Raw genomic sequence first — 17827 nt, 5'->3', positions numbered from 1 at the left:
GAGGTAAAGTGATGACGGAGGAACAAGCGAAGACCAAAATCGAGGAATTAAGCACGGTCCTCAATCAATATAATTATGAGTATCACGTACTGGATAAACCATCCGTTCCCGACGCGGAATACGATGCGAAGCTCCATGAGCTCATGAAGCTCGAGCAAGAATACCCGCACCTGCGTCAGGAGGATTCTCCCACACAACGTGTCGGTGGAGAGCCGCTCGAAGGGTTTCAGAAGGTCGAGCACCGTACACCGATGCTCAGTCTCGGAAATGCCTTCAACGAGCAGGACCTTCGTGACTTCGATCGTCGTGTGCGTGAAGGGGTCGGGGGCCAAGTCCGATACGTGTGTGAATTGAAGATCGACGGTCTAGCTGTTTCGCTTCTCTATGATAACGGGCGTTTTGCGCGTGGGGCGACCCGAGGCGACGGTACAATAGGGGAAGACATCACGAATAATTTAAAGACGATCCGTTCTATTCCGCTCCGTTTGAAAGAAGAAGCGACGCTGGAAGTCCGTGGCGAGGCGTTCATGCCGAAAAGGTCTTTCACAAAGCTGAATGAAGCCCGTGAAGAAGAAGGTGTCGAGCTGTTCGCAAACCCTCGGAACGCAGCCGCTGGTTCATTGCGTCAGCTGGATCCGAAAATCGCCGCGAGCCGTAACCTCGACATTTTTGTCTATGGTGCCGGTCAATATGAAGGCGTGAACATCGAATCCCACAGCGAGAGCCTGGATTACTTGAGCAAGCTCGGCTTCAAGACGAACCCGGAATGGAAACGGTGTGACACGATTGAAGACGTGATCGAATATGTGAACGGCTGGGTAGAAAAGCGACCTGACTTGAACTATGAGATCGATGGCATCGTCATTAAAGTAGATTCACTCGATCAACAGGATGAGCTTGGAACTACCGTGAAGAGTCCGCGCTGGGCTGTCGCGTACAAGTTCCCTGCTGAAGAAGTGGTAACGAGACTTGAGGACATCGAGCTGACAGTTGGACGTACAGGAGTCGTGACACCGACGGCAATTCTCGAGCCAGTCCAAGTGGCTGGAACGACTGTCAAGCGTGCGTCGCTTCATAATGAAGACTTGATCCGCGAGAAGGACATCAAGATCGGTGACTATGTCATTGTCAAAAAAGCAGGCGACATCATACCGGAAGTCGTCAACGTCATTGAAGAGAAGCGTACAGGTGACGAAAAGGACTTCCACATGCCGACGCACTGTCCGGAGTGTGAAAGCGAGCTAGTCCGCATTGAAGACGAAGTTGCATTGCGTTGTATCAATCCGCAATGTCCGGCTCAGATTCGTGAAGGGTTGATTCACTTCGTATCGAGGAATGCGATGAACATTGACGGCCTCGGTGAGAAGGTCATCACCCAGCTTTTTAATGAAAAATTGATTGAGGATGTTGCAGACTTGTACGAGTTGAAACGGGAGGAACTCCTCCAGCTTGAGCGGATGGGTGAGAAATCCGTTGATAACTTGCTGTCAGCAATTGATGCATCTAAAGACAACTCGCTCGAGAAGCTATTGTTCGGACTCGGGATTCGAAATGTCGGTGCGAAAGCGGCTCGTACGCTCGCAGAACACTTCGAAACGATGGAAAACTTGCAAAAAGCCACTCGTGAAGACATCACGTCGATCCATGAATTCGGTGACATCATGGCGGATTCGGTTGTTCTCTATTTTGAAAAACCTGAAGTGGATGATTTATTGGATCACTTGCGACGTGTAGGCGTCAATATGGAATATAAAGGGTTGAAGCGCAGCGAAACGGAAAACATCGATTCCCCGTTCAGCGGGAAGACGATCGTTCTGACTGGAAAACTGCATCAACTCTCGCGTAACGAAGCGAAAGCAGAAATTGAACGGCTTGGTGGAAAAGTGACTGGCAGCGTGAGCAAGAGCACGGACCTGTTGATTGTCGGAGAGGACGCAGGTTCGAAGCTTACGAAGGCAGAGAAGCTCGGAATCGACGTCTGGGATGAACAAACTTTTATCAATAAGCTGAATAACTAAGGAGTGTGCAGTTTAGGGGATGTTTAAAAAGCTATTCGTAATTCTGAGTGCCTCTTTAATCCTTTTGTCTGGCTGTCTTCCGTTCGACAACTTGAAGAAAGATCCCGTCGTGGAAGAAGAAAGCGATAACGAAAATGAAAAAGCGATTCCGCTTCAAAATATCAATACGACTGATGATAAATATTATAAGTCGTTGAAAAACTATGAGCCCGGTGCAGCACGTGGAGAAATCGGTTATGGTGTCGACAACCGAATCGATATCGATGAAATGGAAACCGGATTGATGCGACTATCGAAGGGTACGTTTGCAATCGACGATTACTACTTCCAGGAAGGACAGTACCTCGATAAGACGACGATCCGGAACTGGTTGAAGCGCTCGAGTGAAAAAGAAGGGAAAGCAAGATCCGGCCTGATCCAAAAAGGCTTGAACCCAGGCTTTGACCAAGAGGTGTATGAAAAAGCCGGCGTCGATCAAAAGAAAGAAATGCACAGCAACAATCCGAAGATCCTTTCTTATATCCTTGAGCAGAACTACCTTAAGGACAGTGGAAAAGACAGCGTCAAGCTGGGCGGCATATCGCTAGCGTTGGCATTCAACTCGACTTACTATTACACCGTCCGTGATGAGAAAGGCCTTATCCATAAGGGAGACAAGAAACTCGATGCGGACGACGTGAAGAAGTATGCGGCGAAAACCGGTCAGGAAGTCGTAAATAGGCTTCGTCAGCATCCGGAACTTCAGGATGTACCGATTGTCATCTCCCTGTTTTATGAGGAAGAGCACGGTTCAGTCGTACCGGGGAACTACTTTGGAAAAGCTGTCGTGAAAGGCGGCTCGACGAAAGTGGACTGGGAAGACGTCGATGAGAAGTATTACTTCTTCCCATCTGGCAAAGCGGAAGAAGATCATCGAGAGGACTTCAACCGGTTCGTCCAGTTTGAAGGTAAAATTAAAGAGTACTTCCCGAACTATATCGGTGTAATCGGCGAAGCGTTGTACCGAAACGACCAGATCTCGAAACTGACGATCGAAATTCCGATGCAGTTCAAAGGGAAATCTGAGGTTATATCCTTCACGCAGTATGTAAATTATCTTGTGAAGCAATACTTCCCTGATGAGATTGTCGAAGTGAACATCAAGTCGTCACTCGATGAGCAGGAAAGCCTCATCGTGTCGGATCCATCGAAAGATGACTCCGTCGTCCATATTTATTGATTTCATTGAATCCTTGAACCGTTCGATAGCGGTTCAGGGATTTTTTCTTTTGACCAAAAGCGTAATCAATAGGATGATGACGCCGACTACGATACCGATCAAGCCGATGTAAGTCCAGGCGATCGCGAATATACCGCTGCCGATCGGGAAGGCGAGCTTGAAGAAAACCGCAGTGACGATGCCTTCTTCTACAACGAATAGGGTCAGAATCAAGAGAACCGACACATAGGGTTTTTTGATCACATAGAAGAGTGTAAGAGCGAAAATGAGTAGAAATGTAATGATATAGCCAGGTATGAGGATGTCGACATCAGACATGGTGACCCTCCTTGCAAGAATTCTTGTACGTTTTTGTATTCCCGAATTTCCTTTGTTTGGAACATCATTTGTGAAAGTGTGAAAACGGGAGATTTTACGAGAAAAATGAAGAAATATTAGGCTAGGCTAAATAAAATATTCTGACTATTCCTCAATGTTTGAAAGCGGAGATTTAATAGGGTAGAATGAGGTTGTAATTGAAAACTATGTATGCGTTTTCAATACTACTCTATTGGGAAATTGGAGGGGTTCATCTTATGGTAGTACCTTACAAACACGAGCCATTTACCGATTTTTCCGTTAAGGAAAATCGTGAAGCTTTTGAAGAAGCTTTGAAAAAAGTCGAGAAAGAACTATTAGGTAAAGACTATGACCTAATCATCAACGGAGAATATGTCTCTACGGATGAGAAGATTGTGTCTTACAATCCAGCAAATAAAGAAGAGGTCATCGGTCGTGTTTCCAAAGCGAACCAGGAGCTTGCTGAAAAAGCAATGCAATCTGCGGACAAAGCTTTTGAAACTTGGCGCAAGGTAGATCCTGAGGAGCGCGCAAACGTACTATTCCGTGCTGCTGCAGAAATTCGCCGCCGTAAGCATGAATTCTCTGCTTTGTTGGTAAAAGAAGCAGGTAAGCCGTGGAAGGAAGCAGACGCTGATACAGCCGAAGCAATCGACTTCCTAGAGTATTATGGACGTCAAATGCTCGAAATTAAAGACGGTAAACAGATCCAAAGTCGTCCAATTGAGCACAACCAATACAAGTACATTCCACTTGGAGTAGGGATCACGATTTCTCCTTGGAACTTCCCATTTGCGATCATGGCTGGAACAACTGTTGCACCGATCGTAACGGGTAACACTGTCATCCTGAAGCCAGCAAGTGCGACACCAGTCGTTGCAGCTTGGTTTGCTGACGTGATGTTGAAAGCTGGAACGCCAGCAGGCGTATTGAACTACTTGCCTGGTAGCGGTTCTGAAGTGGGAGACTATCTAGTCGATCACCCTCGTACACGTTTTGTCAGCTTTACAGGTTCACGTGACATCGGTACACGTATTTGGGAACGCGCTGCGAAAATCCAAGACGGCCAGAAATGGTTGAAGCGTGTCATCGTTGAGATGGGCGGAAAAGATACAGTATGTGTCGATGCTGACGCTGACCTTGATCTAGCTGCTCAATCAATCGTATACTCTGCATTCGGATTCGCTGGACAGAAGTGTTCTGCTGGTTCCCGTGCAGTCGTCCACCAAGACATCTATGATGAAGTATTGGAACGCGCAGTAAAATTGACGAAAGAACTCGTTACTGGTAACCCGATGGACCACAACACGTACATGGGACCAGTTATTGATAAAGGCGCATATGACAAGATCATGGACTATATCGAAGTTGGTAAAGAAGAAGGCCGCTTGATGGCTGGTGGTGAAGGTGATGACTCTAAAGGTTACTTCATCCAACCAACAATCTTTGCTGATCTAGATCCAAAAGCTCGCATCATGCAAGAAGAAATCTTCGGACCAGTTGTAGCATTCAGTAAAGCACGTGACTTCGATCACCTGCTTGAGATTGCAAACAACACGGAGTACGGTTTGACAGGTGCCCTTCTTACGAACGACCGTGAGAAGATCAAGCGTGCGAAGGAAGACTTCCATGTTGGGAACCTTTACTTCAACCGCGGTTGTACAGGTGCAATCGTTGGATACCAACCATTCGGTGGATTCAACATGTCCGGTACAGACTCCAAAGCTGGAGGACCAGACTACCTGGTACAACACATGCAACCGAAGACAACGTCTGAAGGATTGTAAGAAGAATAGATTTACATGCGGAACCCCCTCACTTGTTGAGGGGGTTTTTTATATTAGGTAGGTTTTGGTCGTCCTCGGCTTTTTTATGTGAAATTCTGTTTTGAGGGTCTCACAGCTCCTAATGTATGGTAATGTAAAAACGTTCCATATTTACAAAGAGTAGGGGTTGTGAGGTTGATGGAGTATTTTTTGATTGTACATATCATTACGGGGATGATCTGTATCATTGTCGGAGCGCTGGCAGCACGAGCCCGTAAACGAAAGGGAAAGCATACGTTATTGGGGGAAGTCTATCACGGTTCGTATGTGTTGGTATTTATCACCGCAGTCGTCATGTCAATCTGGAATTGGAATGAAAGCGCGTATCTGTTTTACATCGCACTGTTTTCCTATGGGCTAGCACTCATCGGTTATCTTGCTCGAAAACGGATGTGGAAAAATTGGATGCGATTGCATATCGGTGGCATGCTCGGCTCCTACATAGGTATCATAACGGCGACCATCGTCGTCAACATTGAAAAGGTTCCCGTGCTGAATGAACTACCAGTACTCCTATTCTGGTTCCTACCTACAATCATCGGAACACCGATGATTGCACGAGTGACCAAAAAGTATGTACGTACAAAGAAACGGAAGCTTCCTACAGCTTCTTAAATGTGGGAAATGAATAAAACATGCATCTACTAAAATGAGAAACACCGCTGATCAGCGGTGTTTTTTGATTGGACATCCCTTTGGGCGTACCAGGTACGCTCAGGGAAGCCTTGCAGGAGTAAGGATGCAAAACTGTGCCAGGTACCAATAAAGAACCGTTGGGGGCCAACGGGTTCATTTTGGTACCTGGCACTGCTCGCTTCTCGGAGTTTCCAAATGAATGGGTTTCATTTTGCTTTTGTGGGTATATAAAAGTATAGCGGCTAAAAATAGGCCTTTCGGCAGGTGTTATTGCATAATAATTTTCACGTTTAGGGCAAAATATAGGAGGGATGACATGTTGTAAATCACGATAATTGGTAAATAAATCCTTAAATTAATCTTCATAAATTTTTTTGAATAGATATTATATTATTCCCGAGAAAAGGCTTTCATTTCCATTTAAATTGAATAAATATACATCCGACTTGTAATTTAATAATTATCACAATGTTCTTAACATTATATTATGTTATGGTTTTTAATGGTGACAACAAGTGCGGAATATCGCGGATCGCGAGGAAGTTTTCATTTTGCATAATGATTGTATATAAACGTACAGGAGGTGCTCTCGTGGAAGAATTCAGTCTATCAGCAGCAACTTGGTTTTGGTTACTCGTACCCATGCCATTAGTCGTCATACTATCAGTCATTTCATATTTCGTAGAATCGAAGGGAGAGAATTAATTCATGGATTTACCTACGTTAACAACGTTTATAATCTATCTAGTCGTCATGTTGACGATCGGAATCATTTCCTATCGTCTAACAAGTAACTTATCTGATTATGTCCTTGGTGGAAGAAGCCTGACTCCGGGAGTTGCAGCACTCAGTGCCGGTGCCTCGGATATGAGTGGCTGGCTCTTACTCGGTTTGCCAGGTGCAATGTACGCAAGCGGAATGAGCGCAGCATGGATCGGAATCGGTCTATCTGTCGGTGCTTACTTGAACTGGCAGTTTGTTGCGAAACGTCTTCGTACGTACACGGAAGTTTCAAAGGATTCCATCACGATTCCGGACTACTTTGAGAACCGTTTCCGTGACAACTCGAAAATTTTACGTGTTATCTCAGCAATCGTAATCCTATTCTTCTTTACCGTATATACGGCTTCAGGACTTGTAGGAGGAGCGAAACTATTCCAATCTTCATTTGATATGACATATACGTCAGCACTTTGGATTGGTGCAATCGTCATCATCTCTTACACGTTCTTGGGAGGATTCCTCGCAGTAAGTTGGACAGACTTCATTCAAGGAATCTTGATGTTCTTAGCATTGATCATCGTACCGATTGTTGCCATTAACGAACTTGGTGGTTGGAATGAAACGATCAACCAGGTCGGTAACATGGACCCTGCATATGTAGACATCATGGCAGGTATGGGTGGTGCAGCAGGATTCTTCGCAATCGTGTCATCACTTGCCTGGGGTCTGGGTTACTTTGGACAACCGCACATCCTTACTCGTTTTATGGCGGTAAGATCACCAGAAGACATTCCGAAAGCTCGTGTAATCGGAATCGGTTGGATGGTTATTTCACTATTCGGTGCCATCTTCACTGGTCTAGCGGGTATCGCATACTTTGCTGATAGCCCACTTGAAGGTGCAGACGCTGAAACAGTATTCATCTTGTTCACGCAAGTATTGTTCAACCCTTGGGTATCTGGAATCTTACTTGCAGCGATCCTAGCGGCGATCATGAGTACAGTCGACTCTCAGCTACTTGTTTCATCAAGTGCTCTTGCAGAAGACTTTTACAAAGCGATCCTACGTAAAGATGCAAGCGAGAAAGAACTCGTTTGGATTGGCCGTTTCGCCGTACTTGGAATTGCATTGATTGCAATCTTCATCGCATCCGACCCGAACAGTAAAGTATTGACACTTGTTAGTTATGCTTGGGCAGGATTCGGTGCCGCATTCGGACCTGTTGTCATCTTGTCACTATTCTGGAAGCGCATGACGCGTAACGGTGCGCTTGCTGGTATCATTACTGGTGCTGTAACAGTTGTTGTTTGGAAAATGCTATCTACTCCACCTGAAGGAGCAGAGCAATCTGCAGCAGTCATTCCATTCAGCCTTTACGAAATCGTACCAGGATTCATCCTTGCGACTATTGCAATCTTGGTCGTAAGTATGATGGGTAAAGGACCAAAAGAAACAATCGAAAACGAATTTGACGAAGTTGTCGACGAAGTTTAATTCGATATAGAGTGACGAGGACTGGCCTGTAAGGGCCGGTCCTTTTTTGTTTTCATACCATTAATAAGCTTATGGTTTGACTGTACCCAAATATTGGGTATTTAAACTGAGAATCTTAGATCAGTACCAGGCACCATTTTTCGTCCTTAGAGCCTTAGGGGTTCAAAAATGGTGCCTGGTACTGAAAGTGATATAAAGGAGGAAAAGATGGATCAGTCAGTATTAAACAAAGCTTTTTTGACGATTTGGACGAGTCCACGTAAGACTATCCGCAGGATTTTAGACACTGGAAGCACCAAGTACATATATTTGCTTGCGGTTATAGCAGGGATCACAAGCACACTTAATCGTGCTGCGGGAACAGGAATGGGGGATGATACGCCACTATTGCCTATCCTTTTTTTAGCGATTATTTTAGGTCCCATCGGTGGAATCATTTCTATTCATCTAGGAGCCATTCTGATCCACTGGACGGGGAAATGGATCGGAGGAGCAGGAAGTAAGAGGGAGATAAGGATTGCTTATGCTTGGGCGTATGTTCCTACAATCCTAAGTTTAATCATCTGGATTATCGAACTCTTCATATTCGGGCGTGAGATGTTTACGTCAGAATTAGGCGTGATTGGGAGCAATCCTGGTATGACTACCCTTTTCTTTATTATTGGAGCTATTGATATTGTAATAATGGTATGGGGAATCATCATACTCATTAAGAGTATTGCTGAAGCTCAGCAGTTCTCCTCATGGAAAGCAGTAGGGAATATCTTGCTTAGTGCACTGGTTGTTCTTGTCCCAATCTTTCTAATTGGATTGCTCATCTTCTTTATCGTTACTTGAATACTGTAAGAAAGAAGGACCGAACTGCAAAAATCGGTCCTTTTTTACATCGTTAAAAATTTGAACGTGTCACTTCGCCGTTCCGTACGAGCTTCACAATCGAATGCCGGTTGGATAACAACACGCCGAATATGATGAAGAACGCACCTAATATCATCAACGGTGTGACCATTTCTTTTAAAAACAGATAACCTACGAAAATGGCGATGAGTGGTGATACATACAACCATGTCGACGGAAAGACGGGATTCGTCTTGGAGATGAGCCAATAGTATAGCCCGTGCCCACCGATCGATCCGATGAGGATCAAGTAAAGCATGGATAGCTGAGCGTTCGGGTTCGCAACGAGTGATGGGAAACTTGGTTTTTCCACAATGAAAGAAAAAGCCATCAGCATTAGTCCCCCGTAGAACATTTGCACACCATTCATAAGAAAAGGCGAGAAGCGATGCTCGGTCGCAAAGTACCGTTTTGAAAAAACAGAGCCATATCCATAGCCGAATTCTCCAATTAAGACCGCGATGCAACCAATCACCCACATGTATGAGATCGCGCTCGAAAAGCCGGGTAATGAGATGAAAAGAACACCGACGAGTGCGATGCCGAGCCCGAGAATCTGTACAGAATCCAGCGTAGCTTCTTTTCGTTGTCTTAGGATGAGCAGAATCATCATCGGTCCGGTAGCCGACAGGACCGCAGCAAGACCAGACGTAATGAATTGCTCTGCCCAGTATAACGTTGAGAACGTCATGAACGTAATGCAGAATCCCACGACAATCAGTGGTTTTGAGAGTAACGCTTGCTTCACCTGGTCTCGTTTTATCGCGAAGTAAGCAAGAACGAGCAAACCGGCGATGGTGAACCGGACACCACCTGATAAGATCGGCGTCGCTCCTGCTTCAATGCCAATTTTGATAAACAGAAAAGTGGTGCCGAATATAACACATACGAGCAAATAGTTGAGAAAGATCATATGAAAACCTCCTTTTAACGGTAAGAGAAGTATAAAACTTGAGGTGTATAACAGTTGGTGTTCATGTATAACACTTAGTCTTGAAAATGGTTCGCCGGTGAGGTTTACTAAGAGTAAGAGAAAAAGATTGCAAAGGAGGTGTCATCATGAAGCTCGTGGTGCAAAAGGAATCCGCCACGCCAATCCATCAGCAGATCTACCACCAGATTTTGAACCGGATTCAGACCGGATCTATGCCTGACGGTGAAAAAATGCCATCGTTACGGAAGCTGTCAACGGAACTGAAGGTCAATTACCTCACAGTGAACAAAGTGTATCAGCGGTTGGAAGAAGAGGGACATATCGAAATCCTTCAAGGAAAAGGGGCATTCGTAAAAAGTAAACACAAAACGAAGCCGTTTATAGAAGGAAGTGATGAGCAGGAGGTTTTCTCGACGCTTCTTCAGCGGTCTCAGTATTTGGTGAACCGGACGAAAAGCCATTACGATTTTTCCAAAGCGGTCGTGTCACCTGGACTGTTGCCGAGTCATTTTCTCGCGCAACAGACAAAGAAGATCCTCGATGACAACCCGATGATTTTAACGACTTATGGACCGGTGGAAGGGGATGAGGAGCTGAGAAGTGAGGTTACAAAGTATTTGGAACATCAGCTCGGATACAGGGCGGAAGCGGAGAACATCCTGATTACGAGCGGTGTCCAGCAGGGGATCAACATTGTGGCCAATACGTTTTTGACCGCGACAGACACGGTGGCGGTGGAAAGTCCATGTTACGGGGCGGCAATTGATACGTTCATGAACCGCGGGAATGCGATATTGCCGATCCCGATGGATGAAGAAGGAATGCGAATGGATGTGTTGGAGGAACAATGCGAGGTAGCTCCTCCGAAGCTCGTTTACGTCAATCCGACGTTCCAGAACCCGACAGGTCGGACGATGAGTGAGAAGCGTCGGAAAGAACTGCTCGAGCTTGCTGAAACATACGGTTTCTTGATCGTCGAGGATGATTCGTTCAGTGAAGTGTACTTTGATGGTATGCTGCCGCCGAAGCCAATCAAGTACTTTGATACGTCGGGGCATTGTATTTTCCTGAAAGGGTTCAGTAAGACGATGGCACCGGGAATCCGGATCGGAGCGTTAATTGCGGACGAGTCACTATATGAAGCTTTGTATATTTCGAAAGCTTCGATGGACGTCGGGAGCCCTTTGTTGAACCAGAAAGCGATCCTCCCGTTCATGAGGACGCAGCGGATGAAGGACCATCTCGAGAAGCTCAGGATTGCCTTGCAGATCAGAAGGGACATCACGACGGAAATTCTCGAAGTCTATTTGGAAGGCAAAGTGCAGTATGAACTTCCGAAAGGCGGATTGAACCTGTGGGTGGAGCTACCCGAGACGGTTGATGTAGGAGCCTTGCAAGTTGCAGCGAAAGGACACTCGATTTCTTTTTTACCAGGTAGCGCGTGCTATGTGACCGATGCGCCAACTCCATCGATCCGACTCAGCTACTCAACACTCAGTGACCGGGAAAATACGGAAGGGATCACTCAACTTGCCACGTTGATCGCCTTACAGCTGACGAATAATTAAAGGGGCGGGCGGTTATCCAGATCCTTGTTCTTGATGAAACTTCATTTGCGTGAGAAGTGGTTCGAAAGAGTGGAGAAGCGGTTCGAAAGAGTGGAGAAGCGGTTCGAATAGAGGGAGAAGTGGTTCGAAAGAGCGAAGAAGCGGTTCGAAAAAGCGGAGAAGCGGTTCGAAAAAGCGGAGAAGCGGTTCGAAAAAGCAAAGAAGTGGTGCGAAAGTGCGACGAAGTGATTCGAAAAAGCAGAGAAACAACCCGAAAGAGCGGAAATGTGGACTGAGGGATGCGAAATCAAAGTGGAATCCTAGTTCCCTGGAATTAAACGCCATGAGTGTGTTTGGGTCTTGTGTTGATTCTCTGCAGTTCTTTTTGGTATCATCAGTATATTGCAATACGTACGATTTTTTGGAGGTGGACGATTTGTCTCGAATTTCGAAAGAAGAAGTGAAGCACGTTGCGAAGCTTGCTCGTCTGGACATGACAGATGAAGAAGCGGACATGTTTACGAAACAGTTGGACGACATCATCGGTTATGCCGAACAGCTGAATGAACTCGATACAGAAAATGTGGAACCGACCACACACGTTTTAGATATGAAGAATGTTCTTCGTGAGGATGAAACGAAGCCTTGGCTCAACAACGAAGAAGCACTCAAAAATACACCAGACAAGCAGAACGGACTTATCAAAGTTCCAGCAGTTCTAGAGTAGGGAGGGAGAAAACGGACGATGTCATTATTTGATAAGAAGATCTCAGAGCTACACGAGTCTTTACATAAGAAAGAAATGAAAGTCAGTGAACTCGTTGATGCTTCCTTCTCTCGGATCCACCAAGTGGATGAGAAAGTGAAAGCATTTTTGACGTTGAATGAAGAAGCGGCGCGCGAACAGGCGAACTTCCTTGATAGTAAAATGGGGACCGACGAGATGCGCGGACTCTTATTCGGTCTACCGATCGGAGTCAAAGACAACATCTCGACGAAAGGCCTCCGCACGACGAACGGAAGTAAGCTTCAAGACAACTTCGTACCGGTCTATGACGCGACAGTCGTACAGAAGCTGAACGAAGCGGAAACCGTCACAATCGGAAAATTGAACATGGATGAATTCGCGATGGGATCCTCGAACGAAAACTCAGGATTTTTCAAAACGCGTAACCCATGGAACACGGACTATGTACCAGGTGGATCATCTGGTGGTTCAGCAGCATCCGTTGCTGCTGGAGAAGTCTTTTTCTCATTAGGATCCGATACAGGTGGTTCCATCCGTCAACCAGCTGCATTCTGTGGTGTTGTCGGACTGAAACCGACATACGGACGCGTATCCCGTTTCGGACTTACGGCATTCGCTTCTTCACTCGACCAGATCGGACCGATCACGAACACGGTTGAAGACAATGCGTTCTTGCTACAAGCGATTGCAGGTCACGACCCAATGGACTCCACATCTGCAAACGTGGACAAGCAAGACTACACATCAGCGCTCACAGGCGATGTAAAAGGTCTCAAAATTGCTGTACCGAAGGAATACATTGGTGAAGGTGTAGATGAAGAAGTCAGAAACCGCATCATGGAAGCCCTCAAAGTCTTAGAAGGCATGGGTGCTGAGTGGGAAGAAGTATCCCTTCCTCACTCCAAATATGGTGTAGCGACTTACTACCTGCTCGCTTCATCCGAAGCATCCTCCAACCTCGCACGCTTTGACGGTGTCCGTTACGGCGTAAGAGCGGAAGACGCGAAGAACCTGCTTGAGCTTTACAACAAAACGCGAAGCGAAGGGTTCGGGGACGAAGTGAAACGCCGAATCATGCTTGGAACATTCGCGCTAAGCTCTGGTTTTTACGATGCATATTATAAGAAAGCTCAGAAAGTACGTACATTGATCAAGAACGACTTCGACCAAGTCTTTGAAAAATATGATGTCATCCTTGGACCGACGACGCCGACGACCGCCTTCAAAATCGGTTCCAAAATCGACGATCCATTGACGATGTATGCGAACGACATCCTGACGATCCCTGTGAACCTTGCAGGCGTACCAGCGATCTCCGTTCCATGCGGACTTTCAAACGGATTGCCAGTCGGACTACAAATCATCGGAAAAGCATTTGATGAAAGCACGGTTTATCGCGTAGCGCACGCTTATGAGCAAGCGACTGACCATCATCAAAACAAGCCGGAATTGTAAGGGGGGACGAAGAGATGCATTTTGAAACGATCATTGGACTTGAGGTCCACGCAGAACTGAAAACGAACTCGAAGATCTTCTGTAGCTGTTCCACAGAATTCGGTGCACCGCCGAACACGAACGTGTGCCCGATCTGTCTCGGACACCCAGGGGTTCTACCTGTCGTGAACAAACAAGCAGTAGATTTCGCAATGCGCGCTGCGATGGCACTGAACTGTGAAATCACACGCGAAACGAAATTCGACCGTAAAAACTACTTCTATCCTGACAACCCGAAAGCGTATCAGATCTCGCAATTTGATAAGCCGATCGGACAAAACGGATGGATTGAAATTGAAGTTGATGGCGTTAAAAAGAGAATCGGGATCACGCGTCTTCATATGGAAGAGGATGCTGGTAAATCGATGCACGCGGACGACGGCACACACTCCCTTGTGGACTTGAATCGTCAAGGAACACCGCTCGTCGAGATCGTATCCGAGCCGGACATCCGTACGCCGGAAGAAGCATACGCTTATTTGGAAAAATTGAAAGCGATCCTGCAATATACGGAAGTTTCCGATTGTAAAATGGAAGAAGGTTCATTGCGTTGCGACGCAAACATCTCCCTCCGTCCAGTCGGACAAGAGAAGTTCGGTACGAAGGCAGAGCTGAAGAACCTGAACTCCTTTGCGAACGTTCAAAAAGGACTTGCGCACGAGCAAGTCCGTCAGGAAAAAGAACTGCTTAGCGGTGGAGAAATCCTGCAAGAGACCCGTCGTTTTGATGAGCAAACGAAGAAAACGATCCTCATGCGTGTTAAAGAAGGATCTGACGACTATCGTTACTTCCCAGAGCCGGATCTCGTTGGTCTTTCCATCGACGAAGATTGGATCGAACGCGTCCGCTCAGAAATCCCTGAGCTTCCGGACGTACGTAAGCAGCGCTACATCGAAGACATGAAGCTGCCTGCTTATGACGCGATGGTTTTAACACAGTCGAAGAAAATGTCCGATTTCTTTGAGGAAGTGCTCGCACAAGGTGCAGAAGCGAAAGCCGCATCCAACTGGATGATGGGTGAAGTGTCCGCATACTTGAACGCAGAGTACAAGGAGATCGACGAAGTCGCGTTAACGCCAGATGGCCTCGCGAAAATGATCGACCTGATTGAAAAAGGAACGATCTCTTCTAAGATCGCGAAGAAAGTCTTCAAGGAACTCATTGAAAACGGTGGCGACCCAGAAGTCATCGTTAAGGAGAAAGGACTTGTCCAAATCTCTGATGAAGGTGAGCTTCGCAAGATCGTGACAGGCATTTTAGATGAAAACGAACAATCAATCGAAGACTACAAGAACGGAAAAGACCGTGCACTCGGTTTCCTCGTCGGCCAGGTAATGAAGGCGACGAAAGGGAAAGCGAACCCGCCGATGGTCAACAAATTGTTAGTTGAAGAAATGGACAAACGATAACGAAATGTGCAGGGAAGCCCCATTAACGGGCTTCCTTTCTGATTGGAAAAATAATCTGCTTGTCCTGTGAAATTAGGACTTTGCATTTTGCATGACAGGTCACTATAATAAGATGAGTTAGAAAAAATTAGCACAAACCTGACACGAAACTGGAGCCTATGACGTAAACAGATAGATAGAAAGTTAAAAAAGGTGATCCTTATGAAACGAGCACGATTGATTTATAATCCGACATCAGGGCGGGAACAAGTGAAACGTCAATTGCCTTACATACTCGAAAAACTCGAGAAGGCAGGCTATGAAACGTCCACTCACGCCACTTGTGCCGACGAAGGTGACGCAACAAGAGCAGCAACGAAAGCAGTGGAGAGGGAGTACGATCTCGTCATCGCAGCTGGGGGAGACGGAACGATCTACGAAGTCATCAACGGTATTGCCGAGCTTCCGAACCGACCGAAGATGGGCATCATCCCGGCAGGAACGACCAATGACTTTGCACGCGCCCTAGGCGTCCCTCGTACGATTGAAGGGGCTGTGAACGTGCTGTGTGAAGGCGTCGACATTCCGGTTGATATCGGACGCGTAAATGGCAAATACTTCGTCAACATCGCCGGTGGCGGTAAGCTGACTGAGTTGACGTATGCGGTGCCGAGCCAGATGAAGACGATGATTGGCCAGCTTGCCTATTACCTGAAAGGGATGGAAATGCTGCCGTCGATCCGTCCGACGAACGTCAAGATCGAGTACGATGACAAAGTGTTCGAAGGCGATATTATGTTATTCCTTGTGGCGAATACGAATTCGGTCGGCGGTTTTGAAAAACTCGCACCACTGTCTGAGTTCAACGACGGGTACTTCGACCTTGTCATCTTGAAAAAAGCGAACCTGGCTGAATTCATCCGCGTGGCGACCCTTGCTATCAAAGGTGACCACATCCGAGATGAGCATGTCATCTATGAAAAAGCGAGACGCGTGAAAATCCATACGGATGAAAAGATGCAGCTGAACCTCGACGGGGAATACGGTGGGCTTTTACCAGGGGAGTTCGTAAACCTGAGACACCACCTGCAGATGATCGTCCCGAAAAATCGCTTCGAAACGAATATCGACTAAAGCAAAAAAGAGTTGATCCACTATGGATTCAACTCTTTTTTATTGAACTTTTACCTTGAAAGCATGCCTACATATATTCCGTTTCTTCCATTAGGCCTTTATATTTCATGCGGTAATAGAGTTTTACAATCAATAATAAAAACAATGAAATGCTGATGATCAGCAGTCCGATACTGCCATAGGCTATGCCTGCCCATCCTTTGACGAAAGTGATGCTATATACAAGAAGGGTTGCACCTAATTGGAAAACGGAATAGGGGAGGATATACCATTGCATTTTTTTGTGAAAATAAATGACCAGCCAACTGAAAATGATCCAACTGAAACTGATGGCAACCAACAGAACAATATCGGTCATAATGAAAGCCTCCTAGACGCTGCTTTTTCTTTTTATGTATGTGGCTAAGCTGAATATTAGGAATGGAAAGAGTGCAATCCACCAAAGAGTGGGTGAGCCAAGGAAGTAAAGGGTCGCGGGAAACAGGATAAACCCGCTAATCATGGTATAAGAATAGTCTCGCTTCGTGATGGAGTAGATCAAGATAACTAGCGATGCGATGATACAACCCCAGAAAAGAAACCCTGCACCAAAAAAGTCCATACTCAAAACCTCCTCTTATTGACATTATATACCTTCTTAAACCTCGTATCGAACATTATTCGTAGGAAAGTAGGTTACATTAACGATAATGACTATGAAAGGTCGGATAGAAATGAGCCTCTATGAATTATCGATTCGGTTAGTGCTGTCTTTCGTCGCTTTACTGATACTAACGCGGTTGATGGGACGGAAAGAACTGAGCCAGATCACTTTCCATAACTTTGTGTCTGCGGTGGCGATCGGAAACATCGCTGGGTCTTTGGCAGCCGACAATGCACTCAGTATAAGGAATGGGCTATATGGGCTTGTAGGATGGTCACTGTTCACAGTAGCCATTGGATATCTCAATCTCAAATTCCAATCATCCCGGAAGCTACTGAACGGAGATTCGCTCATCGTCATTAAAGGAGGAAAGATTGTAGAAGGAGCCATGTCGAGTGCCCGGTTGGACATGGATTCATTGAATATGATGCTACGATCGAAAAACGTGTTCAGCCTGGCCGATGTAGATTATGCGATCTTCGAAACGGACGGAACGTTATCGGTTATGAAAAAAGAGCAAAAGCAGACGGTGACCAAGGCAGACCTGAATTTGATGAGTTCAAAGAAAGTCATTCCAATCGGCACAGAAGTCATTTCTGATGGAGAAGTGTCCGAGGAGAACTTAGCCAAACTGAACCTGAATGTTCTATGGTTGGAGCAGCAATTACGGAAAGTGGACATCACCTCACCAGGGGAAGTGTTTTACGCTGAGGTGCAAAAAGATGGCTCCCTTTACGTAGACCGGAAAGATGAGTAGAGCCATTCGACAAATTTAAACGCACTTCAA

16 protein-coding genes are annotated in these 17827 nt (G+C 46.1%); 13 read left to right on the top strand and 3 right to left on the bottom strand.

What is annotated here, in order from left to right:
• Positions 1-11: 11 nt before the first annotated feature.
• Positions 12-2018 carry an NAD-dependent DNA ligase LigA gene (gene ligA / locus ACXQIQ_RS11075; RefSeq protein WP_439302235.1) on the top strand — a complete coding sequence of 669 codons (2007 nt, stop codon included), beginning with the start codon at positions 12-14 and terminating at the stop codon, positions 2016-2018.
• A gap of 19 nt (positions 2019-2037) precedes the next feature.
• A complete protein-coding gene (locus tag ACXQIQ_RS11070; RefSeq protein WP_439302234.1) occupies positions 2038-3237 on the top strand; it encodes a CamS family sex pheromone protein in 1200 nt (399 codons plus the stop codon).
• 33 nt (positions 3238-3270) lie between these two features.
• Here the strand turns inward: ACXQIQ_RS11070 and ACXQIQ_RS11065 are convergent, their stop codons facing one another.
• Positions 3271-3555 (bottom strand): hypothetical protein, encoded by a 285-nt coding sequence (locus tag ACXQIQ_RS11065; RefSeq protein ID WP_439302233.1) that lies wholly within the window; start codon positions 3553-3555, stop codon positions 3271-3273.
• A 257-nt stretch (positions 3556-3812) separates the two neighbouring features.
• Between ACXQIQ_RS11065 and pruA the strand changes: the two genes are divergently transcribed.
• From pruA to ACXQIQ_RS11045, 4 genes are all read left to right on the top strand, one after another.
• Positions 3813-5363: an L-glutamate gamma-semialdehyde dehydrogenase gene (gene pruA, locus ACXQIQ_RS11060; protein WP_439302232.1), complete on the top strand. Its 1551-nt coding sequence runs from the start codon at positions 3813-3815 to the stop codon at positions 5361-5363.
• A 177-nt stretch (positions 5364-5540) separates the two neighbouring features.
• Complete coding sequence (locus ACXQIQ_RS11055) at positions 5541-6017, top strand: DUF2306 domain-containing protein (protein ID WP_439302263.1); 477 nt, start codon at positions 5541-5543, stop codon at positions 6015-6017.
• Positions 6018-6746: 729 nt separating this feature from the next.
• Positions 6747-8255 carry a sodium/proline symporter PutP gene (gene putP / locus ACXQIQ_RS11050; protein ID WP_439302231.1) on the top strand — a complete coding sequence of 503 codons (1509 nt, stop codon included), beginning with the start codon at positions 6747-6749 and terminating at the stop codon, positions 8253-8255.
• Between the two features lie 207 nt (positions 8256-8462).
• The gene (locus ACXQIQ_RS11045) at positions 8463-9092 is read left to right on the top strand and encodes a YIP1 family protein (RefSeq protein ID WP_439302230.1); all 630 of its coding nucleotides are present in this window, start codon (positions 8463-8465) and stop codon (positions 9090-9092) included.
• Positions 9093-9144: 52 nt separating this feature from the next.
• On the opposite strand, the gene ACXQIQ_RS11040 is transcribed toward ACXQIQ_RS11045, so the two are convergent.
• Positions 9145-10065 (bottom strand): DMT family transporter, encoded by a 921-nt coding sequence (locus tag ACXQIQ_RS11040; protein ID WP_439302229.1) that lies wholly within the window; start codon positions 10063-10065, stop codon positions 9145-9147.
• Positions 10066-10211: 146 nt separating this feature from the next.
• On the opposite strand from ACXQIQ_RS11040, the gene pdxR reads away from it, so the two are divergent.
• The 6 genes from pdxR (at position 10212) to ACXQIQ_RS11010 (ending at position 16397) form a co-directional block, all read left to right on the top strand.
• Entirely contained in the window at positions 10212-11654 is a 1443-nt protein-coding gene (pdxR, locus tag ACXQIQ_RS11035; protein WP_439302228.1) for a MocR-like pyridoxine biosynthesis transcription factor PdxR, read from the top strand.
• A 56-nt stretch (positions 11655-11710) separates the two neighbouring features.
• Complete coding sequence (locus ACXQIQ_RS11030) at positions 11711-11929, top strand: hypothetical protein (protein WP_439302227.1); 219 nt, start codon at positions 11711-11713, stop codon at positions 11927-11929.
• Positions 11930-12069: 140 nt separating this feature from the next.
• Positions 12070-12360 (top strand): Asp-tRNA(Asn)/Glu-tRNA(Gln) amidotransferase subunit GatC, encoded by a 291-nt coding sequence (gatC, locus tag ACXQIQ_RS11025; RefSeq protein ID WP_439302226.1) that lies wholly within the window; start codon positions 12070-12072, stop codon positions 12358-12360.
• An 18-nt stretch (positions 12361-12378) separates the two neighbouring features.
• On the top strand, positions 12379-13836 hold the full coding sequence (gatA, locus tag ACXQIQ_RS11020) for an Asp-tRNA(Asn)/Glu-tRNA(Gln) amidotransferase subunit GatA (RefSeq protein WP_439302225.1): 1458 nt from the start codon (positions 12379-12381) through the stop codon (positions 13834-13836).
• Positions 13837-13850: 14 nt separating this feature from the next.
• Complete coding sequence (gene gatB, locus ACXQIQ_RS11015; RefSeq protein WP_439302224.1) at positions 13851-15284, top strand: Asp-tRNA(Asn)/Glu-tRNA(Gln) amidotransferase subunit GatB; 1434 nt, start codon at positions 13851-13853, stop codon at positions 15282-15284.
• A gap of 201 nt (positions 15285-15485) precedes the next feature.
• Positions 15486-16397 carry a diacylglycerol kinase gene (locus ACXQIQ_RS11010; protein ID WP_439302223.1) on the top strand — a complete coding sequence of 304 codons (912 nt, stop codon included), beginning with the start codon at positions 15486-15488 and terminating at the stop codon, positions 16395-16397.
• Positions 16398-16464: 67 nt separating this feature from the next.
• Here the strand turns inward: ACXQIQ_RS11010 and ACXQIQ_RS11005 are convergent, their stop codons facing one another.
• On the bottom strand, positions 16465-16755 hold the full coding sequence (locus ACXQIQ_RS11005; protein WP_439302222.1) for a hypothetical protein: 291 nt from the start codon (positions 16753-16755) through the stop codon (positions 16465-16467).
• 355 nt (positions 16756-17110) lie between these two features.
• Between ACXQIQ_RS11005 and ACXQIQ_RS11000 the strand changes: the two genes are divergently transcribed.
• Positions 17111-17797, top strand: coding sequence for a YetF domain-containing protein (locus ACXQIQ_RS11000; protein ID WP_439302221.1), 687 nt, complete (start codon positions 17111-17113; stop codon positions 17795-17797).
• The last annotated feature ends 30 nt before the right edge of the window (positions 17798-17827 follow it).

It is taken from the genome of Pseudalkalibacillus sp. Hm43 (genome assembly GCF_054170705.1).
The sequence above is the reverse complement of the archived record's forward strand: the minus strand, read 5'-3'. Positions and strand labels throughout refer to the sequence as shown.